Raw genomic sequence first — 22043 nt, forward strand, 5'->3', positions numbered from 1 at the left:
TTCGTCGCTTAGAGGAGCTTCTGGGCGGCCAGGAAGTCCACCAGTTGGATGCCGGCGTCGCCGTTGTCCGTAATGATGGTTCCCGCGGTGCGGTGCGGGCGGACCTCGGCCGAATGCACCACTGTCCGGGAACCCGCGCTGCCCACGCTGGCGGCGTCGACGCCGATCTCGGCGAGCGAGAGCGTGGTGACCGTCTTCTTCTTCGCGGCCATGATGCCCTTGAAGTTGGGGTAGCGCGGCGAGTTGGCCTGGTCCGTCACGGAAACAACGGCGGGCAGGGTGGCCTCGATGACCTCGGCGTAGACGTCGCCGTCGCGCCGGGCCGTCACGGTGTGGGCGTCGCCGCTGGAATCGAGCTCCAGCGAGGAGGCGAAGGTGATCTGCGGCAGACCCAGGCGGGCGGCCAGCTGGGCCGGCACCAGGGAGGTCTCGCCGTCGGTGGAGGCCATGCCGGTGAGCACCAGGTCCACCGCGCCCAGGCGGCGGACGACGGCGGCCAGGGCCAGCGAGGTGGCGGCGGCGTCGGAGCCGGCGAGGGCCTCATCGCTGAGGTGCACGCCCTCGGTGGCGCCGATCTGCAGGGCCTTCTTCACCGCGGCGACGGCGGATGCCGGGCCCATGGTGATGGCTGTGACCTTGTTGCCCGCGGCCTCTCCGCCGCGGGCCTCGGACAGCGCCAGGGCAGCCTCGATCGCGTACTCGTCCAGCTCGGAGAGGATCGACTCCGACCGTTCCAAGGTGTTGCCGGCTCCCGTGAGGTGCCGGTCAAACTGTGCGTCCGGCACATATTTGACCAGTACCGCGATGTTCAGTGCTGTGTTTTCCACTGTTGCCCTTCGTCCTGCGTGGTTCTTGAGCGCATACCCCACGAGCTTAGTTGTTCCCCGCCCGCGGCACCCAGTCCATTTGTCGCCCCGTTACAGGGCGGGCCGTCCGGCGTCCGACGGCTGCCAAGCCACCGGCCGCCGTCGGACGCCCGGAGCCGGGGCACAGGAGAGGGCGGTCCCGGCCGGGACCGCCCTCCTGTATCAGGCAAACGCTAGCTGGCAGTCCCCAGTGTCACGTCCGCGGACTGCGTCTTGCCATCGCGGACAAAGGTGACCTTGACGGTGGCGCCGCCGGCCTGCTCGCGGACCGCCGCCGTCAGTTCGGAGGCGTCGGTGATGGTGCGCGATCCAAGCTGGACGATGACGTCGCCCTTCTTCAGCCCCGCCTTGTCCGCCGGCGAATCGGCCGGGACGGTGGCCAGGGAGGCGCCGTTGGAGAAGGAGCTGGAGGTGCCGTTGGCCGCGGCGGCCTGGACGCTCACGCCGAGCTGGCCGTGGGTGGCCTTGCCGTTGGCGATGATCTCCTGGGCAATCCGCTTGGCCGTGTCGATCGGGATGGAGAAGCCCACACCGATGTTGCCCGACTGGGCGGATGAGGAGGAGGACCCGGCGGAGGCAATGGCCACGTTGACGCCGATGATCTCGCCCGCGGTGTTCACCAGCGCGCCACCGGAGTTGCCCGGGTTGATGGCGGCGTCGGTCTGGATCACGTTCAGGTTGACCGTGCCCGTGGCGGCGCTGTTGGTGCTGTTCGAGCCGTCCGGCGGGGCAAAGTTGAAGCCATTGCCGCCACGGCCGCCCTGCTGGCTGGAATCGCTGCTGGAGCCCGGCACCGCCGAGGAGGCCACCTGGATGGTCCGGTTCAGCGTGGACACGATGCCGTCGGTGACGGTGCCGCTCAGGCCCAGCGGTGCACCGATGGCAATGACGGTGTCGCCGACGTTGATCTTGCCGGAATCGCCCAGCGCGGCGGGCACCAGGTTGGGGGCATCGACCTTGATGATGGCCAGGTCTGAGAGCGGGTCCGTGCCCACGATGGTGCCCTTGTACACCTTGCCGTCGGAGGTCTGCACCTCGATGGTGGCGTTGGCGGCCTGGCCGTCAAGGGTCACTACGTGGGTGTTGGTTAGGATGTGGCCCTCGGTGTCAAGGATGATGCCGGAGCCGGTGCCGCCGGACTGCCCGGACGAGGCGGAAATGGTGACAACGCTCGGCGAGGCCTTCTGGGCCGCCGCGGTGACGGCGTTGACGTTGTCCTTGTTGTTCACAATCACCGACGAGCTTTGGGGCGCCTGGGTGGCACTGCTCGAGGTGTTCTGGCTGGCCAGAAAGTAGCTGGTGGTGCCGGCGACGCCGCCGCCGACGAGGGCCGCGGCCAGGACGCTGGCCACCAGGACACCCGTGCCGAACCTGCGCTTGCCGGGGGTCTTGACCGCCGGGGGCAGGGCACCCTGGTAGGCGGGGTGCTGGCCCTGGTACATGGGGTGCGGGCCCGGCTGCTGGCCCGGGTATTGCTGGGTGGCCGGCTGCTGGGGTGCGCCGTAGTGCGCGCCGTGCCCGGCACTGTGGGAGCTCTGGGCGTACTGGCCGTAGCGCGGCTGGGGTGCGGGAATGGGTGCCGTCGGGTACGACGACGGCGGCACGGGGGCGCCGGCCGCCGGTGCCGTGGGCTCGACGGGTGCGAAGTCCGGTTCTGCGGCGGCGGACGGCGCCTCGGCGGCTGTGGCCGGTGCGGTAGCGGCCGGCAGGGCCGCGGTGGGTGCGGCGGCGTCAGGCAGCGGCACGGCGGGTGCGGCGGCGTCAGGCAGCGGCACGGCGGCGGTCTCGGCAGCCGCCCCGGAGGCATGGCGCTGGTTCCACAGTTCATGCAGTTCGAGGGTGGGATTGGTTGCGGGGCTCTGCGGAGTCAGTGCCTGATCGGCGGCGGTGTTCTGCGCCGGGGTGGTGCCGGTGGCATCCTCGCCGTTCTGGCCCTCTGCAGCCGGGAATGTTCCCGGGGTGTTGTTGTCCGTCATCGCTCTGCCTTCCTCGTTCAATCCGCACTGGCTTTGTTGTTACCTCAATCATGACTCCATTTTCTGGAGCCTTGGCGAGCGTTCGCTGGAAGGTTCCTGTGAGCGGATCGGCCCCTCCCGCGTTTCGCTGGAGGCTGAGGCCCCCGGATGGACGCTCTCCCGGCCCCGCCCTAGACTCAAAGCACGCGATGACTACGGCGGAGGGTTCCCCATGCGGTCCGGTTTGAAATTGTTCACACGTCTTGCGTCCATTGCCGCCATCGCCGCACTGGCGCTCCTGCCCGCGGCGGCGGCCAACGCGGAACCGCCGGTCACCATTCCCGGCGGCACCTACGTGGTGGACCACGCCAACGCCCTGGGCTCGAAGGCCCAGGACGTGAAGGACGCCATTGCCAAGCTCAGCAAGGACCACGGCTGGACCTTCTTTGTGGTCTACGTCGACTCCTTCGATGGCATGAACCGGGATGACTGGGCCAAGGCGGTGGTCGCGTCCAAGAACATGGGGCGGACCGAGGCACTGCTGGCCGTGGCCACCAAGGACCGCCAGTACAGCTTCCAGGGCGGAAGCGCCCTGACGCCCGCCCAGGGCAACAGCATCAGCCAAAACGCCATCAAGCCCCAGCTGGGCCAGGACAATTGGGCGCAGGCAGCCATTAACGGCGCGGCGGCCATCGGCGATGCCGCCGGCGGCGGCAGCGGCACCGTCCCGGACACCTCCAGCGGACTGGTCGCGCTGGGCATCGGCGGCGCCGTCGTCGCCGGCGGTGTGGGCACGGTGGTGGTGCTGCGCAACCGGCGCAAGAAGAAGGCCCTGGCCGACACCGCGGCGGGCTACGGCCCCTCCGGCGAGAAGCTGGACCCACTGGCCGGGGTGAGCATTCCGGAGCTGCGCACCCGTGCCGGATCGCTGTTGATCGCCGCCGACGACGCCATCAAGTCCTCCGAGCAGGAGATCGGCTTTGCCCAGGCCTCCTACGGGGACGACGCCGTCAAACCGTTCCAGCAGGCGCTGGCCGATGCCAAGGGGCACCTGAACGAATCCTTCAAGCTGCAGCAGCAGCTCGACGACACCGTCCCGGACACCATCGAGGAGCAGCGCGCCTGGTACGGCGAAATCATCCGCCGTTCGGAGGCGGCCAACGCGGCCCTGGCCGAGCAGAAGGGGAACTTCGATTCCCTGCGCGAGCTGGAAAAGACCGCCCCGCAGGCCCTCGCCGCCGTGGCCGCCGGCGCCGTCGAAGCCGGTGCCAAGATCACCAGCGCGCAGTCCACCCTCACTGCGCTGGCGAGCCACTACGCGGACTCGGCGCTGGCCCCGATTGCCGACAACATCGCCCAAGCCCAGCAGCGGCTGGAGTTTGTCCACACGGCCTCGGACCAGGCGCAGGCCAAGCTGGCCGGCCAGGACACCGCCTCGGCCGCCGTCGCCGTGCGCGCCGCGGAGGAAAGCCTCTACCAGGCCAACCTGCTGCTGGATGCCATCGCCAAGGTGGCCCACGATCTGGACGCGGCCAACACCAACCTGCGCGCCGCCGTGGCGGACACCACCGGCGATCTGGCCCAGGCCAAGGCGCTGGCGGCCACCGCCGGCAACGCACAGTACGGTCCCACGGTGACCGCTGCACAGGCCGTCCTGGACCAGGCCAACGCGGCCATCGCCAGCGGCAAGCTGGACCCCGCGGCCACGCTGGCCCAGGTGGAACGCGCCCACAGCGCCCTGGATGAGATGCTCGGCGGCATCCGCGATGCCCAGCAGCAGCGCGCCCGGGCCCAGGCCTCGCTGCAGCAGGCCCTGGCCACTGCGCAGGCCCAGATCTCCGCCACCAACGACTTCATCGCCGCCCGCCGCGGCGGCGTCGGCTCCGAAGCGCGCACGCGCATTGCCGAGGCCCAGCGGAACCTGGACTATGCCCTCGCCATCGCCTCCTCGGACCCGGCCTCCGCCCTGGCCTACGCCCAGCAGGCCAATTCGCTGGCCCAGCAGGCGGCCCAGTACGCCCGGAACGATGTCTCCGGCTTCGGCGGGGGCGGCGGTTTCGGCGGCGGCGGGTACGGCGGGCGCGGCGGCGGCGGCCTGGGCGGCGGCTTCGGCGGCGCCATCCTCGGCGGCATCCTGGGCGGCATGCTCTCCGGCGGCGGCCACGGCGGTGGCGGCAACTGGGGCGGCGGCGGCTTCGGCGGCTGGGACTCCGGTGGAGGCGGCGGCGGAGGCGGGTTCGACGGCGGCGGATTTGGCGGGGACTCCGGCAACTTCTAGTCCCCACTCCCTCCCCCAGCTCGCAAGCTCGCTGCGGGTCCCTCGGGAGCGTGGGCCCACCACCACCCCCCGGCGGCTCGCACCAGGACACGCCTCCCGCGGCTAGCCAAGCCGGGCAATTTTTGACAGGCTACCCACAGAAGTACAGGCGGTGCCGCCCCGCACGGGCGCACCGGCTGGGCGGCACCCACGCAGCACCTCCACGAAAGGCACTAACCATGGCAAAGCAGTCCATCTTCGGCCGTATTGCGCAGTTGGCCAAGGCCAACATCAACGCGTTGCTGGACCAGGCCGAGGACCCGCAAAAGATGCTGGACCAGATGGTCCGCGACTACACCAACAACATTGCCGAGGCCGAGTCCGCCGTCGCACAGACCATCGGGAATCTGCGCATGCTCGAGGACGACTACAACCAGGACGTCAAGACGGCCGCCGACTGGGGCAACAAGGCCCTCGCCGCCAGCCGCCGGGCGGACGAATTCCGTTCCGCCGGGGACACCGTGGATGCCACCAAGTTCGACAACCTGGCCAAGGTGGCCCTGCAGCGCCAGATCACCTCGGAGAACGAGGCCAAGGCCTCCGCGCCGAACATCGCTTCCCAGACCGACGTCGTCGAGAAGCTCAAAGACGGCCTGACCCAGATGAAGTACAAGCTCAGCGAGCTCTCGAGCAAGCGCAATGAGCTCATCGCCCGGGCCAAGACCGCCGAGGCCCAGACCCAGGTGCACGATGCCATCAAGAGCATCGACATCCTGGACCCCACCAGCGAGGTCAGCCGCTTCGAGGACAAGATCCGCCGCGAAGAGGCCAAGGTGCGCGGCCTGAACGAGCTCGCCGCCTCAAGCCTGGACGCCCAGTTCAACAGCCTGGAGGACCTGGGCGAGCAGACCGAGGTGGAGGCCCGCCTGGCCGCACTGAAGGCAGGCAGCGCTCCCGCCCCGGCAGCCATCACGGCCGCTGACGCCCCGGTCAACGAGGCGGACTTCGACAAGCTCTAAAGCCGCCGCACGCAGGTTGAGGCGTGAGTTGGTGCCCTCTAGAGACAATGCCGGGGAGTTAAGGTTCGGGGTCGTGGGTCAATCTTCTGCGTCGGCGTGTTGTTGACCGGCAGGCGAACGGAGGTCCGGTAAGACGGAAATCGACCAAGAAAGCCGTCTGTAAGGACCTCCGTTGCGCTCCCATTCTGCCATCCGTTCCGCTGTTACGACCATTACCCGCACGATCACGGTCGCGGCGGGGGTGTTCGCCCCCGGACACCTGGGCGAGCTGACCCGCATCGTGCCGTTCGAGCTGGCCGATGCGGTGCTGGCCCGGACCCGCACCCGGGAACGGCGGCTGCGGACGCTGCCCTCAAGGGTCGGGATCTATTTCGTGCTCGCTCTGGGCCTGTTCCCCCGCTGCGGCTACCAGGGCGTGTGGGCGAACCTGACCGCGGCGCTGCGGGGACAGGCGCCCCGCCCGTCGGGCAAAGCACTGCGGGACGTGCGCCGCCGCCTGGGTCCGGCCCCGCTGCGGGCGCTCTTCGACATCCTGGCCGGCCCGCTCGGACAGCCGTCCACGCCCGGGGTGCGCTTTGGCCGGTACCGCACCGTCACGTTCGATGGCTGCCGGTCGATCAAGGTCCCCGACACCGAACGCAACCGCGGCTGGCTGGGCAGGCTCAACGCCGCGCAGGGCCAAACCGGCTACCCGGCCATCCAGCTGATGACACTGGTCGAAACCGGCACCCGCGCACTGATCGGTGCCGTGTTCGGCACGCCCGCCGATGGCGAAATCACCTGGGCCCGGCGGCTGTTGCACCACCTGGACGGGAGCATGCTCGTCCTGGCCGACCGCGGCTTCGACGCCGCCGCGTTCCTGGCCGACGTCGCCGGTACCGGCGCCGGGTTCCTGGTCCGGATCAAAGCCGGCCGCCGGCTGCCCGTGACCGGGCGGCTGCCCGACGGCTCGGTGCTCTCGTGCCTCGGCGGCCTGAAGGTACGGATCATTACCGCACACGTGGGCGTCACCTGCCACGACGGCACCACGTACGGCGAGGACTACCGGCTGGCCACCACGCTGACCGACTGCCGGGAGTACCCGGCCGGGGCGCTCATCGGGCTCTACCACGAGCGGTGGGAACACGAAATCGCCTACCTCGCCCTGCGGCACACCCTGCTCCAGGGCCAGGTGCTGCGCTCCGGCGACCCGACCGGCCTGGAACAGGAAATGTGGGCACTGCTCGCCGTTTACCAGACATTGCGCATCGCGATCACCGACGCCATCACCACGGTGCCAGGCACCGATCCGGACCGGGCCAGCTACCAGCTCGCGGTGACAACCGCCCAGAACCTGGTCATCGGCGCCGAGAACGTCACCGCCGGCAACGAGGACTTGGCCGGCGACATCGGCCGCGCAGTCCTGGCCAACCTGAACCCGCCCCGACGGCCGCGCGTCTGCGCCCGGCGCGTGAAATCCCCGCTATCACGCTGGAACAAGCAGCCACCGGGCAAACCCCGCACCAACTTGCGGATCACCCGGCTCACCATCACCGCCAGCGGGCACGACCCCCTGGACGAGGGAACGACACGCCGCAGCCGGTCCTTGACCCAGGCCGCAGGCCCTTAACTCCCCGGCATTGCCTCTAGAGAGGTTCTATAGGGCACCAACTCACACCTCAACGTGCGTTAAAGGGTTACAGAACGGAGACGGTGCCGGCCTCCACGCGCCAGCGGGCATCCAGGCGCACGTTCTCCAGCAGCCGGCGGTCGTGCGTGACCAGCAGCAGGGCGCCGTCGTAGCTTTCCAGCGCCTCCTCCAGCTGCTCGATGGCCGGCAGGTCCAGGTGGTTGGTGGGCTCGTCCAGCACCAGCAGGTTCACCCCCCGGGCCTGCAGCAACGCCAGCCCGGCCCGGGTCCGCTCCCCCGGTGAGAGGGCGCCGACGGTGCTGGTGGCCTGGTCCGCCTTCAGGCCGAACTTGGCCAGCAGGGTGCGCACCTCCCCGCTTGCCATCTCCGGCACGCAGTCCTCGAACGCGTCCCCCAGCGGCTTGTCCTCCGCCAGCTGCCCGCGGGCCTGGTCGATCTCGCCGATGGCGACGCTGGAGCCCAGCGCGGCCACACCATTGTCGGGCGCGTCATGGCCCAGCAGCAGGCGCAGCAGCGTGGTCTTGCCGGCGCCGTTGGGGCCGGTGATGCCGATCCGCTCGCCCGCGTTGACCTGCAGGGACACCGGGCCCAGGGTGAAGTCCCCGCGGCGGGCCGTGGCGGCGTTGAGCGTCGCGACGACGGAGCTGGAGCGCGGGGCGGCACCGATGCTGAACTGCAGCGCCCACTCCTTGCGCGGCTCCTCCACCTCGTCCAGCCGGGCGATGCGGGATTCCATCTGGCGCACCTTCTGCGCCTGCTTCTCGGAGGACTCGTTGCTGGCCTTGCGGCGGATCTTGTCGTTGTCCGGGTTCTTCTTCATCGCGTTGCGCACACCCTGCGAGCTCCACTCGCGCTGCGTGCGGGCGCGGGAGACCAGGTCCGCCTTCTTGTCGGCAAACTCCTCGTAGGCCTCGCGGACATGCCGGCGTGCGACGGCGCGTTCGGCCAGGTAGGCGTCATAGCCGCCGTCGTACACGGCCACCTTGTTCTGGGCCAGGTCCAGCTCGACGACGGTGGTTACGCAGCGGGCCAGGAACTCGCGGTCGTGCGAGACCAGCACGACGCCGCCGCGCAGCCCGCGGACAAACTGCTCCAGCCGCTCCAGGCCGGCCAGGTCAAGGTCGTTGGTGGGCTCGTCCAGCAGGACGATGTCGAAGCGGCTCAGCAGCAGCGCGGCCAGGGCAGCGCGGGCCACCTGCCCGCCGGACATCCCCGTCATCAGCGCCTCCACGCCCAGCTCCAGGCCCAGCTCGGCCAGGGTGGCGGGGATGCGTTCGTCCAGGTCCGCGGCACCGGAGACCAGCCAGTGGTCCAGCGCGGTGCCGTAGGTGTCGGCGGCCTCGGTGGTGCCGCTGGCCAGCTCCTCGGCCGCTGACTCCATGGCGTCCGTGGCCGCGGTGCAGCCGGTGCGCCGGGCCAGGTAGCCGCCCAGGGTCTCGCCCTCGATCCGCTCGTGCTCCTGCGGCAGCCAGCCGACAAAGGCATCCGCCGGGGCCGTGCTCACGGTGCCGGCCAGCGGCGTGTCAGCGCCGGCCAGCAGGCGCAGCAGGGTGGATTTGCCGGCCCCGTTGGCGCCCACGACGCCCACCACATCGCCGGGGGCCACGGTGAAGTTCAGGTTGGAAAAGAGGGTTCGGTGGGCGTGGCCGCCGGAGAGGTCCTTGGCCACGAGCGTTGCAGTCATGGTTCCAGTTTAGTTTCCGCCCCTCCCCCGCCCGAACCGGGAAGGATGGGCGGGACGGGCCAGGGCTGGTGGCGGGCGGGCCGGGCCCCGGCGCGGCCCGGCCGGAGCCGTGGACGGGGCAGCCGGGCGGGCATAGGCTCTGGAGCATGGGAGGCCTGCGCACCCGCGCCAACGCTTTGGTGGCCGCCGCGGCCGCCGTCGCCTGCTTTCTGGCTGCCTGCGCCCCACCAACCGACGGACCACAGCCCGCCCCGGTGGCGGCGTCGGACGTCGCCACGGGGCTCGCGGTGCCCTGGTCCATGGCGGCACTGCCCGACGGGTCGGTGCTCGTCAGCGAGCGCGGCACGGCCAGGGTGCTGGAACTGCTGCTCGGCGGCGCCACCCGGGTGGCCGGAACGCTCGACGGCGTCGTGCCCGGCGGCGAGGGCGGCCTGCTCGGTCTGGCGGTGCGCCCCGGCTGCGGCCCCGGCCCGCAGGCCACCGAAACCGGCTGCGCCACCCTCTATGCCTATCTGACGGCCGCCGGCGACAACAGGATCGTGCGTCTGCCCGTCACGGGCGCCGCCGGAAGCCAAGCGCTGGGCAGCCAGCAGACGGTTTTCACCGGGATCGCCAAGGCCGGCAACCACAACGGCGGCAGGATCGCCTTTGGCCCGGACGGCTGCCTCTATGCCACGGCGGGCGATGCCGGGAACCGCGCGTCGGCGCAGGATCCGCGCTCCCTCAACGGCAAGATCCTCCGGCTCACACCCGACGGCGGGATCCCGGCGGACAATCCGTTCCCCGGCAGCCCCGTCTACTCGCTGGGCCACCGCAATCCGCAGGGGCTGGCCTGGGACGGGCAGGGGCGGCTCTGGGCCTCGGAGTTCGGCCAGGACACCTGGGACGAGCTGAACCTGATCGTCCCCGGGCACAACTACGGCTGGCCGCAGGTGGAGGGCATGGGCGGCGGGCCCGGCTTCACCGATCCGGTGCTGGCCTGGCACACCGGCGAGGCCAGCCCCAGCGGCATCGCCATCGCCGGGAGCACCCTGTACATGGCGTCGCTGCGCGGGGCCCGGCTGTGGGTGGTGTCCCTGCCCGGCGACGGCGGCACGCCCGCCCGCCGGGACGCCTTCGTGGGCACCTACGGCCGGCTGCGGGATGTCCGGCTGGCGGCGGACGGAACCCTGTGGCTCCTGACCAACAACACCGACGGCCGGGGTTCCCCGCGCCAGGGCGATGACAGGATCGTCTCGGTGCCGCCGCCCGCGCCCTGACCCGCCACGAGGCCGCATATTCGGACACATTGGTGCAAATATACTGCTTCTGCGGGTAGATTGTGGCCTATGGCACGTATCCGCGTTTCCGAAGCAGCCCACCTGCTGGGCGTCAGCGACGACACCATCCGCCGCTGGATCGACAATGGCACCCTGCCCGGGACCAAGGACGCCTCCGGCCGGCTGGCCGTCGAGGGTCTGGACCTGGCCAATCTGGCCCGGAAACAGGCCGCGTCGCCGGATGATCCCGCCGGGTCGCGCAGCTCCGCCCGCAACAGGTTCACGGGGCTGGTGACGGGCATTGTCACCGACACCGTCATGGCCCAGGTGGAGCTGCAGTGCGGGCCGTTCCGGGTGGTGTCGCTGATGAGCAGCGAGGCCGTCCGCGAGCTCGGGCTGGAATTGGGCTCCGTCGCCACCGCCGTGGTCAAGGCCACCACCGTCATTGTTGAAACCGGACCCCTGGGGAGCCAAGCATGATCAAGACAACAGCATCTCTCATCGCAGCCGCCGTGCTGGCCGCCGGCGCCCTGGCCGGCTGCGGCGCCGGCAGCACGCCGTCGTCCTCCCCCACCGCGGGCACCGGCACGACTGGGGCAAGCGCCGACACGCTCAGCGGCACCCTGACGGTCTTTGCCGCCGCCTCGCTGAAGTCCACCTTCACCGCGATGGCCAAGGACTTCGAGCAGCAGCACCCGGGGGCCAAGGTCCAGCTAAGCTTTGCCGGCTCATCGGACCTGGTGGCCCAGATTTCCCAAGGCGCCCCGGCGGACGTGTTCGCCTCCGCCGACACGAAGAACATGGCCAAGCTGACCGATGCCTCGCTCATCGACGGCACGCCCGTGAACTTTGCCATCAACCGCCTCACCATTGCGGTTCCGCCGGCCAACCCGGCCAACATCGCCACGCTGGCCGATCTGGCCAAGCCCGGCGTCAAGGTGGTGGTCTGCGCGGCCCAGGTGCCCTGCGGCGCCGCGGCGGTGACGGCCGAGAAGGCCGCCGGGGTGACCCTGGCCCCGGTCAGCGAGGAATCCTCCGTGACGGATGTGCTGGGCAAGGTCTCCTCCGGCGAGGCCGACGCCGGCCTGGTGTACGTCACCGATGTCCAGGGCGCCGCGGGGAAGGTCAAGGGCATCCCCTTCGACGCCGCGGAGCAGGCCGTGACGACGTACCCGATGGGCACTGTGGCGGCGAGCCAGCACAAGGATCTGGCAGCGGCGTTCACCGCTCTGGTCACCGGTGCCACCGGCCAGAAGACGCTCAGTGATGCCGGTTTTGGGGCGCCGTAGCCCCACCACAGTCCGCACTCCGGGGAGCGCGTATTCCGCCGTTCCCCGCTGGATCGTTGCCCCCGCCGCGCTGGGTGTGGCCTTCATCCTGCTGCCGCTGGCGGCGATGGCAGCCCGCGTGGACTGGGGGCAGTTCGGCGCCCTGGTCACCTCGGAATCCTCGCTGGCGGCCCTGGGCCTGAGCCTGCGCACCTCCGGGGCCAGCACGCTGCTGTGCGTCTTGCTGGGCGTGCCGCTGGCCCTGGTGCTGGCGCGCACCAGCTTTCCGGGCCAGCGGCTGCTGCGCGCCCTCGTGCTGCTTCCCCTGGTGCTGCCGCCGGTGGTGGGCGGCATCGCGCTGCTGTACACCTTCGGCCGGCAGGGCCTGCTTGGCCACGCGCTCTCCGTGGCCGGGATCCAGATCGCCTTTTCGACGACGGCGGTGGTCATGGCGCAGACGTTCGTGGCGCTGCCGTTCCTGGTCCTGAGCCTGGAGGGCACCCTGCGCACCGCGGGCAGCCGCTACGAGGCCGTGGCCGCGACCCTCGGCGCCCGGCCGTCCACCGTCCTGCGCCGGGTCACGCTGCCCCTGGTGCTGCCCGGGCTGGCCTCCGGGGCCGTGCTGGCCTTCGCCCGCAGCCTGGGCGAGTTCGGCGCCACCCTTACATTTGCCGGCAGCCTGCAGGGTGTCACGCGCACGCTGCCCCTGGAAATCTACCTGCAGCGCGAGACCGACCCCGACGCCGCCGTCGCCCTGTCCCTGCTGCTGGTGGCCGTGGCCATCGTGGTGGTGGCTGCCGCCTACCGCGGACCCCGGACAGCGAAGCAGCCAGCCACCGGGGCCGCGGAGGTCCTGCCGTGAGTTTTCACATGGCAGCCACCGTGGCCGCCCGCGGGCTGGACATCGCACTGGAGCTGGCCGACGGCGAGACCCTGGCCGTGCTGGGCCCCAACGGCGCGGGGAAGTCGACGCTGCTGGCCGCCGCCGCGGGGCTGCTGCGCCCCGATGCCGGCAGCGCCCGGCTGGGCTCCACCGTGCTCTTCGACACCGAGGCCGGCACCTGGCTGGCCCCGCACCGGCGCGGCACGGTGCTGCTGGCCCAGGAACCGCTGCTCTTTCCGCACCTGAGCGTGCTGGACAATGTGGCCTTCGGTCCGCTGAGCGCTGGCGGTTCCCGTGCCCAGGCCCGGGCCACGGCACAGCACTGGCTGGAGGAGGTGGAGGCGGCCGGGCTGGCCGCGCGCAGGCCCGCCGAACTCTCCGGCGGCCAGGCCCAGCGGGTTGCCATCGCCCGCGCGCTGGCCGCCAATCCGGAGCTGCTGCTGCTGGACGAGCCTTTGTCGGCCCTGGACATCCATGTGGCGGCGCTGCTACGCCGGCTGCTCACGCGCGTGCTGGCCGGGCGCCGGGCCATCATCGTCACGCATTCGGTGCTGGATGCCCTGATGCTCTCCCAACAAGTGGTGGTGCTCGACAGCGGCAAGGTGGCCGAGGCCGGCCCCACCCGGGAGGTGCTCACGCGCCCGCGCAGCCGCTTCGCCGCCGGGCTGGCCGGGCTGAACCTGCTGGCCGGGACGCTGGCACCGGGCGGGCTGGTGGCCGACGGGGGCCAACCGGTGGCCGGACGGGTGGAGTACGCCGGGGAGCCGGCGGGCGCTGGGGCAGCTGCCGGACCGGCCGGAAGCGGGGCCGGGGGCCGCGGCGTGGCGGTGTTTTCGCCGTCGTCCGTCTCCGTCTATCTGGCGCCGCCGCACGGCAGCCCGCGCAACGTCTTTGCCGGCACCGTCACCGAGCTCGAACCGCACGGGGACCAGGTCCGCGTCCGGGCCGGCGCGCTGGCCGCGGACATCACACCACTCTCCGCAGCGGAGATGGGCCTGGCGCCGGGGACCTCGGTCCATTTTGTGGTCAAGGCGGCCGAAGTGGACATCTACCCGGCGTAGGCCACGGCGCGGCAGTGCGGCAAGTGCGGCAGCCGGGGCGTTAAACCAGAGAGGCCCCGACCAGTGTCCCGGTCGGGGCCTCTCTGCGGCGCAATGCCTGTGGTTGCGGGGACAGGATTTGAACCTGTGACCTCTGGGTTATGAGCCCAGCGAGCTACCGAACTGCTCCACCCCGCGTTGCGTCTCTAACAGTACATGCCATCGGCCACAGAACCTATTCGAGGGCCGGGGCGGGCGGGGCCGAGGCCAAATCCGCGCACCGGTTCGTCTGTCATCGCAGACGGACATGCGTATTCTGGTGCTATGAATGCCGCCGACATCCGCCCCCAGGTTCCCGCAGCCGCCAACGTCCTGGCGGTGCTGCGGTACGTGGCCTCCCAGGCCGGCCCCACCGGAGCGTCGGCCATCGCCCGCGATGTGGGGCTGCCGCGGTCAACCACGTACCACCTGCTGGCCGCCCTCATCGACGACGGGTTCGTTGTCCATCTGCCGGAGGAGCGCAAGTACGCGCTGGGCGTGACGGCGCACGAGCTGGGCACCGGCTATTCGCGCCAGGCCCCGCTGCAGCGCATCGCGCGGTACCCATTGGCCAAACTGGTGGCGCGCACCAAGCGGACCGCGCACCTGGCCGTGATGCACGGGCGCGAGGTGATCTACGTGATTGAGGAGCGTGCACCGCGGCAAAGGCCGCTGGTGACGGATGCCGGCGTCCGGCTGCCGGCCCACCTGACGGCCAGCGGCCGGGCCATGCTCGCCTCGATGGACTCCGCACAGGTCGCCGCACTCTACCCGGGGCCGGAGGCCTTCACCACCCGCAATGAAACCGGCGTCCATTCGCTGCCGGCCCTGATGGAGCTGTTGGAGCGCGTCCGTGCCGCGGGCTACTCCTGGGAAGAGGACGAGGTCACGGATGGATATTCCTCAGTGGCCGTCCCCGTGCTGGACCGCACCGGATATCCGGTGGCCAGCGTCACGCTGACCGTTGCCAACCGGCCAACGCCCTCCCCCGCGGCCGCCGCGCGCACCGCTGGCACGGTGCCCGAACGCACCGTCCACATTGAGGATGTGGCCCAGGACTGGGTGCCGGACGTCGCCAAATGTGCGCGCGAAATATCGCGCCGGCTGCGGCCCAGCGGCTAGCGGCCCGGGAACCCGACGGCGGCACCCAGGCCCGGGAGCCGCCGTCGTCCGTGGCGCCACGGCCCTGGGGCGCCGCCGGCTAAGACCGGGTTGCCGGTTCAGCCAGGGGTTCCGAAACATCCGCCGGGTAGATCATGTCGGCCGGCGGATTCTGGAACTTCTTGGCCACCGGGTAATAGATTGCAGCGGTGGCCACCAGGCCAACCAGCCATGACACGTCCGCCCCGCCCATCAGCTTTGTCAGGGGCCCCGTGTAGAGGGACTGCGCCAGGAAGGGGATCTGGATGGCGATGCCGATGGCGTAGGTGGCAAGCGAGGGCACGTTCCAGCGTCCGTAGCGGCCATTGAGGTCGTAGAGCGCGGGGATGTCCACCTTTTCCTTGGAGATCAGGTAGTAGTCCACCAGATTGATGGAGCTCCACGGAATGAAGACCATGAGCAGGAGCAGCACAAAGTTCTTGAAGTTCGAGATGAAGTCCGGCGAGGCCAGGACGGCTATGAGCACGGAAATTCCGATGAAGGCCACCACATACGCGAAGCGGGTCCACGGCGCGATGCGGGTGCGGCGGGTGAAGGCCGAGACAGAGGTCAGCACTGTCATGTAGCCGCCGTAGGCATTGAGCGTATTGACTGTCAGTTTGCCGACCACAATGACGAAGTAGATGGCCACTGCGATGGCGCCACCACCACTGAGCTTGCCCATGAACGCCACCTGGCCATCAAGGAAGCCCTCCCCCTTGGGCAGGGCCAAGGCGGCAAAGATGGCTCCCATGGTCATGGACCACTGGGAGCCAATCACGGTGCCCAGGAAGGAAGCGAAGAACGTCTTCTTGGCGGGGGTGTTGGCGGGCAGGTAGCGCGAGTAGTCGGCAACATACGGGCCGAAGGTCAGCTGCCAGCCGGCACCCAGCGAAATGGCCAGCAGGAAGGTGGGAAATTCGAAGCCGCCGGTGCCCAGCACCGCGCCCACGTCGTGGAGGGCGAAGAGCCGGATGGCCAGGTAGGTGAAGCCCAGGATGCCGACAATGGTGGCGATCCGGCCCAGCAGATGGATGTACTTGTAGCCCAGGGTGGCCACAAGGATGGTGATCGCACCGAAGACGACCATGCCGATGGCACCGGTCCCGGTGTGCAGGATCTGGCTCACCGCCTGCCCCGCCAGCACCGTCCCGGTGGCGGCGAAGCCCAGGTACATGATGATCACCAGCACCAGCGGGATCACGGCACCCAGAATGCCGAACTGCGCCCGGCTGGAGATCATCTGCGGCAGGCCAATCTTGGGGCCCTGCGCAGCGTGCAGGGCCATGACGGCGCCGCCCAGGAGGTTGCCGAGGAGCAGGCCGATGATGGCCCAAAAGGCGTCGGCGCCAAAGACCACGGCAAGCGCACCATCGACAATCGCGGTGATCTGCATATTGGCGCCGAACCACAGCGTGAACTGGCCAAAGGGCTTGCCGTGGCGCTCCGCATGCGGGACAAAGTCGATGGAACGGCGCTCCAGGCGCGAGCCACCCGTCTGCGGTGTTGGCGGTGATTGCATGAACATTCCTCCAGTGGAATTTAGATCGTGGGCCCCAAATCGTTAAACAATCTGACCATGATCCAGGCCACATCCGATGTCCCAGCTCCGGGATATCGTCTGCCATGGCAGACACTGGCGCCGAAACGCAGCTCCGGCCGCCCATCGGGCCACCGGCACGCCGCAAGGTGCCCGCATGTCTGGGACCACAGACAGGCAGCAGCGGGAATCCCTTTCCGGCCGTTCCGGTTCCGGGTTTAGTTGTAACCAGAAAGCCCGCCCGCACCCCACCGGTGCGGCCGGGCCGCGGCACACACACTAAGGACACCTCCATGGCAACCATGCACGACCCCTCCCGCACCATCCGCGCCGCCCGCGGCACCACCCTCACGGCCAAGTCATGGCAGACCGAGGCCCCGCTGCGGATGCTGATGAACAACCTGGACCCCGAGGTCGCCGAGCGCCCCGAAGACCTGGTCGTCTACGGCGGCACCGGCCGCGCCGCCCGCTCCTGGGAGGCCTACGACGCAATCGTGCGCACCCTGGCGGACCTGGAGGACGACGAGACCCTCCTGGTCCAGTCCGGCAAGCCGGTGGGCGTGTTCCGCACCAACAAGTGGGCACCGCGCGTGCTGATCGCCAACTCCAACCTGGTGGGCGACTGGGCCACGTGGCCCGAGTTCCGCAAGCTCGAGGCCGAGGGCCTGATGATGTACGGCCAGATGACGGCCGGCTCCTGGATCTACATCGGCACCCAGGGCATCCTGCAGGGCACCTACGAGACCTTTGCCGCCATCGGCACGAAGCGCTTTGGCGGCACCCTGGCCGGCACCCTAACCCTGACCGGCGGCTGCGGCGGCATGGGCGGCGCCCAGCCCCTGGCCGTGACGCTCAACGGCGGTGCCTGCCTCATCGTGGACGTCTCCGAGGAGCGCCTGCGCCGCCGGATGGGCAAGCGCTACCTCGACGACGTCGAAACCGACCTGGACGCGGCCCTCGCCAAGGTGCTCGCCGCCAAGGCGGAAAAGCGGGCCCTGTCCGTGGGCATCGTCGGCAATGCCGCCGAGCTCTTCCCGGAGCTGCTCCGCCGCCAGCTGGCCGGCGAGTTCACCGTGGACATCGTCACCGACCAGACCAGCGCCCACGATCCCCTCAGCTACCTGCCCACCGAGTACACCATCGACCAGTGGACGGCCGAAGCCGAGGCCGATCCCGACGGGTTCACCAAGAAGGCGCAGAATTCCATGGCCCGCCACGTACAGGCCATGGTGGAATTCCAGGATGCGGGCTCCGAGGTCTTCGACTACGGCAACTCCATCCGCGACGAGGCCCGCAAGGGCGGCTACGGCCGCGCCTTCGAATTCCCCGGCTTTGTCCCGGCCTACATCCGCCCGCTGTTCTGCGAGGGCCTGGGCCCGTTCCGCTGGGTGGCCCTGTCCGGCGACCCGGAGGACATCCGCGTCACCGATGAGGCGCTCAAGGAGCTCTTCCCGGAAAACGAGCACCTGCACCGCTGGCTCGACGCGGCCCAGAAGCACGTTGAGTTCGAGGGACTGCCGGCCCGCATCTGCTGGTTGGGCTATGGGGACCGCGCCAAGGCCGGACTGCTCTTCAACCGCCTGGTGGCCGAGGGCAAGGTCTCCGCACCGATCGTGATCGGCCGCGACCATCTGGACTCCGGCTCGGTCGCGTCCCCATACCGGGAGACCGAGGCCATGAAGGACGGCTCCGACGCCATCGCCGACTGGCCGCTGCTGAACGCACTCACGGCCGCCAGCTCCGGCGCGACTTGGGTGTCCATCCACCACGGCGGCGGGGTCGGCATCGGCCGCTCCATCCACGCCGGCCAGGTCTCCGTGGCCGACGGCACCGAGCTCGCCGCGGCCAAGCTGGAAGCGCTGCTGACCAACGACCCGGGCATGGGCGTCATCCGCCACGTCGACGCCGGCTACCAGCGCGCCATCGACGTCGCCAACGAGCGCGGCGTCCGCATCCCGATGGCCGAATAGTCCAACTGGGGCGCAGTAACTGTCCGAAATCCCCGGATTTCCGGCAGTTGCTGCGCCCCAGTTGGACTCCTTCCCGTCGGGAGGTGCTTAAAGCAAAAGGTCCCGGCCAGTGTTTCCACTGGCCGGGACCTTTTTCATCGTTGCGGGGACAGGATTTGAACCTGTGACCTCTGGGTTATGAGCCCAGCGAGCTACCGAACTGCTCCACCCCGCGGCGTGTTCTCTACTTTACCCGGCGTTCACCTGAGGGCCAAATCGCCGGGCTGTGAGCTCCGTCTCCCCGCAACGAGCCTGCGAGTTGCGGGAGCAACTGGGGCGCAGCAAGTGCTCCCCAGCCGCTCCCAGGGCTCGCAAGCTCGCCCCGGGTCCCTCGCGGCCGTGGGCCCCGAAAACCGGGGTTTAAGTGCACTTGCTGCGCCTCAGTTGGACGGGGTGCTACGGCGCGGGGGTGGCCGACGGCGACGGCGTCGCCGTCGCGGTTGCCGACGGCAGGGCGCCCAGCTTGGCCTCGGCGGCCAGGGCTGCGTCGATGGCCGTCTTGAGCTTGGCCTGTGCCGCGCCGTAGGCGGCGAAGTCGCCCTTGGCCAGTGCGTCCTGCCCATCCTTGATGGCCTGGTTGGCGTCCTTGAGCGCCTGCACCAGCGCCGCCTGGGCGCCCGGATCCGTGGCACCGCCCGTGCCGGAACCGGAACCGCTGCTGCTGCCGGCGGAACCGGGCGGCGTGGTGGCGTCCTTGCCGGCGTCGCCGGCCTGGGCTCCGGAGTTGCCGCCGAAGAGCTGGTCCAACGCCTCGTTCAGCGTCGCCGCGTAGCCAATCTTGTCACCGAAGGCCACCAGCACGCGCTGCAGCGTGGGGTACGAGGTGGCGCCGGTGGACTTCACGTAGACGGGCTGCACGTACAGCAGGCCGCCGCCCACCGGGAGGGTGAGCAGGTTGCCGTTGATCACGCTGGACTGGCCAAGCTTGAGCACGTTCAGCTGCTGCGACACCGTGGGGTCGGAGATGAAGGTGTTCTGCACCTGGCCCGGGCCCGGCACCTGGGTCTCCGGCGGCAGCTTGAGCAGGCGCAGCTTCCCGTAGCCGGGATCCTTCACGCCCTTGGTGTTGCCCGCGTCGGCGTCGGCGGCCAGGAAGCCGTACATCACGTTGCGCGACTCGGTGCCGACCACCGACTGCGGAATGAACGAGGACGTCAACGAGAACGCCGTTTTGTCCTGCCCGGGCATCTGCAGCGAGAGATAGTACGGGGGCTGCTTCACGCCCGTCGTGGAGGAGGTGGGATCGTCCGGCACGCTCCAGGCGTCCTTGTTCTGGTAGAAGTCGGCGGCGTTGGTCACGTGGTAGCGGCCCAGCAGCTCGCGCTGGACCTTGAAGAGGTCCTCCGGGTAGCGCACGTGGCTCATGACGTCCGCGCTCATGTCCTTGTAGGACTTGATGGTTCCCGGGAACACCTTGGACCAGGTCTTCAGGATGGGGTCGGTGTCGTCCCACGCGTACAGGGTCACGGAGCCGTCGTAGGCGTCCACGGTGGCCTTGACCGAGTTGCGGATGTAGTTCACCGAGCTTTGCGGCAGGGCACCGGTGCCCGACTTCTGCGTCAGCGAATCCGTGGTGGCAGAGTCCAGCTGCTGCGGCTGCGAGTACGGGTAGCTGGAGCTGGTGGTGTAGCCGTCCACAATCCACTTCACCCGGCCGTCGACGACGGCGGGGTACGGGTTGCCGTCGATGGTCAGGTAGGGCGCCACCTTGGCGATGCGCTCCTCGGGCGTCCGGTCGTAGAGGATCTGCGACTTGTCGTTGACGCCGTTGGTCAGCAACAGGTCCGAGGACTGGAACTTGACCGCGTAGAGCAGCCGGTTGAACCAGTTGCCCACGCTGGGCCCGCCGTTGCCGGTGAAGGTCGTCTGGGAATCCCCGGCGTCGCCGGCCGAACCCTGCGGGCGGTCAAGCTCGACATGGTTGGCACCCTCGGGGGCGCCGACGATGGAGTAGTCCGAGGTGTACTGGCCGAAGTAGATGCGCGGCTGGTAGCTGCTGTCGGTGCCGAGCACGCCGTTGGACGGCACGCCGGACTGCATGAAGACGGGCTTGCCGTCGGCGGTGGCCGTGTTGCCGTAGGCCGCCACCACGCCGTAGCCGTGCGTGTAGACCAGGTGCTTGTTGTACCAGGTCTGCTGGCCCGGGTTGATGCCCGCCGGGTTGAGCTCGCGGACGGCAATCACCGTGTCCTTGACCTTGCCGTCAATGGTGTACCTGTCCACATTCAGCGTGGCCGGGAACCGGTAGTACGGGCGGTACTGTTCCAGCTGCGCGAACGTGGAGGAGATCAGGTTCGGGTCCAGCAGGCGGATGTTGGCCGCCGTGTCGGCGTCCTTGCGCAGGGCGCCGGCGGTCGCCGTCGTCGTCGCGCTGTACGGGATGACATCAATGTCGGAGAGCCCGTAGGCGTTGCGCGTCATGTCGATGTTGCGCTGGATGAACGGGGATTCCAGCGTGGCCTCGGACGGCCCCACCTGGAACTGCTGGACGGCCCAGGGGTAGATGCCGCCGGCCAGGATGGAGGTGATCACCAGCATGGCCGTGCCGATGATCGGCAGCCGCCAGCGTCTGGTGATGGCCGCGAGCACGAACAGCACCGCCACAATGCCGGCCGCGACGGCCAGGATCGCCTTGGTGGGGATCACGGCATTGGCGTCGGTGAACATGGCACCGGCCCGGTAGCCGGTACTGTCCTGCAGGGTGGCATAGCGGTCCAGCCAGAAATTGGCGGCCAGCAGCAGCAGGAAGACCCCCGCGAGCACGCCCAGATGGATCTGTGCCGGGCGGCTGGTGTAGATGCCGCGCTCGTTGATGCGGATGGCGCCGTAGAGGTAGTGGGTCAGGACCGCGGCAATGAAGGAGACGATGACGGCGCTGATCAGCAGGCCGGCGACGAAGCCCAGGAAGGGCAGCGTGTTGGTGTAGAAGCTGATGTCCAGGTGGAACTGCGGGTCCTGCTGGCCGAACGGCTCCTGGAAGAAGAACAGCAGCACCTTTTGCCACTGGGCCGCGGCGGCGGTGCCGGCAAAGAGGCCGAAGACCACCGGCACGCCGACCATGACCAGGCGGCGGACCGGCTCGAGCTGGGCCTGGTAGCGGTTGAGGTTGTCCGCCATCTCGTTGTCCGGGGCATAGACCGGGCGGGCCCGGTAGGCCACGCGCAGGGAGACGTAGACGGCCGCCGCCATGGCCAGGAAGCCGACAAAGAACGTCAGGCCTTTGGCCACGTTTTCCCGCCAGAAGACGTCCAGGAAGCCCAGCTGGCTGTACCAGAGGACATCGGTGTAGACATTGGCAAAAAACAGGAAGCCGATGACCAGCACCGCCACCACGATGACCGTGGGCAGCAAGGCTCCACGGCGTCGTCGGAGGGGCATTGGTCTTTGCGGCGGCTCTGGACGGGAAGTCACTTAGATCCTCAACTCGAAGGTGGGTGCTGGGTGTGATGGTCGG

General features: G+C 69.6%; 14 protein-coding genes, 2 tRNA genes and 1 pseudogene. 10 read left to right on the forward strand and 7 right to left on the reverse strand.

The genetic code is table 11. From position 1 onward, the window contains the following. Window positions 1-8 precede the first annotated feature (8 nt). Both ACQCSX_RS09195 and ACQCSX_RS09200 read right to left on the reverse strand, forming a co-directional pair. Window positions 9-827: an electron transfer flavoprotein subunit beta/FixA family protein gene (locus tag ACQCSX_RS09195; RefSeq protein WP_427018684.1), complete on the reverse strand. Its 819-nt coding sequence runs from the start codon at window positions 825-827 to the stop codon at window positions 9-11. Window positions 828-1039: 212 nt separating this feature from the next. Continuing rightward, window positions 1040-2842: a trypsin-like peptidase domain-containing protein gene (locus tag ACQCSX_RS09200; protein WP_427018685.1), complete on the reverse strand. Its 1803-nt coding sequence runs from the start codon at window positions 2840-2842 to the stop codon at window positions 1040-1042. A 229-nt stretch (window positions 2843-3071) separates the two neighbouring features. Here ACQCSX_RS09200 and ACQCSX_RS09205 point away from each other — a divergent pair, with 229 nt between their 5' ends. The 3 genes and pseudogenes from ACQCSX_RS09205 to ACQCSX_RS09215 all read left to right on the forward strand — a co-directional run. After that, entirely contained in the window at window positions 3072-5099 is a 2028-nt protein-coding gene (locus ACQCSX_RS09205) for a TPM domain-containing protein (RefSeq protein ID WP_427018686.1), read from the forward strand. A gap of 218 nt (window positions 5100-5317) precedes the next feature. Further along, on the forward strand, window positions 5318-6097 hold the full coding sequence (locus tag ACQCSX_RS09210; RefSeq protein ID WP_427018687.1) for a PspA/IM30 family protein: 780 nt from the start codon (window positions 5318-5320) through the stop codon (window positions 6095-6097). A gap of 190 nt (window positions 6098-6287) precedes the next feature. Next, window positions 6288-7334 (forward strand): annotated as a pseudogene (locus ACQCSX_RS09215) (IS4 family transposase); the annotation flags it as partial. A 439-nt stretch (window positions 7335-7773) separates the two neighbouring features. Here the strand turns inward: ACQCSX_RS09215 and abc-f are convergent. Beyond that, window positions 7774-9411: a ribosomal protection-like ABC-F family protein gene (abc-f, locus tag ACQCSX_RS09220; RefSeq protein WP_427018688.1), complete on the reverse strand. Its 1638-nt coding sequence runs from the start codon at window positions 9409-9411 to the stop codon at window positions 7774-7776. Between the two features lie 146 nt (window positions 9412-9557). On the opposite strand from abc-f, the gene ACQCSX_RS09225 reads away from it, so the two are divergent. The 5 genes from ACQCSX_RS09225 to ACQCSX_RS09245 all read left to right on the forward strand — a co-directional run bounded on the left by ACQCSX_RS09225 (window position 9558) and on the right by ACQCSX_RS09245 (window position 13882). Further along, complete coding sequence (locus tag ACQCSX_RS09225) at window positions 9558-10670, forward strand: PQQ-dependent sugar dehydrogenase (RefSeq protein WP_427018689.1); 1113 nt, start codon at window positions 9558-9560, stop codon at window positions 10668-10670. A gap of 69 nt (window positions 10671-10739) precedes the next feature. Then, the gene (locus ACQCSX_RS09230) at window positions 10740-11150 is read left to right on the forward strand and encodes a TOBE domain-containing protein (RefSeq protein ID WP_427018690.1); all 411 of its coding nucleotides are present in this window, start codon (window positions 10740-10742) and stop codon (window positions 11148-11150) included. Continuing rightward, a complete protein-coding gene (modA, locus tag ACQCSX_RS09235; RefSeq protein ID WP_427018691.1) occupies window positions 11147-11959 on the forward strand; it encodes a molybdate ABC transporter substrate-binding protein in 813 nt (270 codons plus the stop codon). Before ACQCSX_RS09230 ends, modA begins: the two co-directional genes overlap by 4 nt. Continuing rightward, a complete protein-coding gene (locus ACQCSX_RS09240) occupies window positions 11937-12800 on the forward strand; it encodes an ABC transporter permease (protein WP_427018692.1) in 864 nt (287 codons plus the stop codon). The genes modA and ACQCSX_RS09240 overlap by 23 nt, the downstream gene beginning before the upstream one ends. Further along, on the forward strand, window positions 12797-13882 hold the full coding sequence (locus tag ACQCSX_RS09245; RefSeq protein WP_427018693.1) for a sulfate/molybdate ABC transporter ATP-binding protein: 1086 nt from the start codon (window positions 12797-12799) through the stop codon (window positions 13880-13882). The genes ACQCSX_RS09240 and ACQCSX_RS09245 overlap by 4 nt, the downstream gene beginning before the upstream one ends. 100 nt (window positions 13883-13982) lie before the next feature. Here the strand turns inward: ACQCSX_RS09245 and ACQCSX_RS09250 are convergent. Further along, a tRNA-Met gene (locus ACQCSX_RS09250) sits at window positions 13983-14059 on the reverse strand. A 126-nt stretch (window positions 14060-14185) separates the two neighbouring features. On the opposite strand from ACQCSX_RS09250, the gene ACQCSX_RS09255 reads away from it, so the two are divergent. Beyond that, complete coding sequence (locus ACQCSX_RS09255; RefSeq protein WP_427018694.1) at window positions 14186-15022, forward strand: IclR family transcriptional regulator; 837 nt, start codon at window positions 14186-14188, stop codon at window positions 15020-15022. A 79-nt stretch (window positions 15023-15101) separates the two neighbouring features. On the opposite strand, the gene ACQCSX_RS09260 is transcribed toward ACQCSX_RS09255, so the two are convergent. Then, window positions 15102-16562 (reverse strand): purine-cytosine permease family protein, encoded by a 1461-nt coding sequence (locus ACQCSX_RS09260; RefSeq protein WP_427018695.1) that lies wholly within the window; start codon window positions 16560-16562, stop codon window positions 15102-15104. A gap of 311 nt (window positions 16563-16873) precedes the next feature. Between ACQCSX_RS09260 and hutU the strand changes: the two genes are divergently transcribed. Beyond that, window positions 16874-18550, forward strand: a complete 1677-nt coding sequence (gene hutU / locus ACQCSX_RS09265) for a urocanate hydratase (RefSeq protein WP_427018696.1) — start codon at window positions 16874-16876, stop codon at window positions 18548-18550. A 140-nt stretch (window positions 18551-18690) separates the two neighbouring features. Here hutU and ACQCSX_RS09270 read toward each other — a convergent pair. Then, window positions 18691-18764, reverse strand: a tRNA-Met gene (locus tag ACQCSX_RS09270). A gap of 221 nt (window positions 18765-18985) precedes the next feature. Continuing rightward, window positions 18986-21967 carry a UPF0182 family protein gene (locus tag ACQCSX_RS09275; RefSeq protein ID WP_427019017.1) on the reverse strand — a complete coding sequence of 994 codons (2982 nt, stop codon included), beginning with the start codon at window positions 21965-21967 and terminating at the stop codon, window positions 18986-18988. Between the last annotated feature and the right edge of the window lie 76 nt (window positions 21968-22043).

The sequence above is a fragment of the Pseudarthrobacter sp. P1 genome (assembly GCF_050156935.1).
In the GTDB taxonomy this organism is placed as follows: domain Bacteria; phylum Actinomycetota; class Actinomycetes; order Actinomycetales; family Micrococcaceae; genus Specibacter.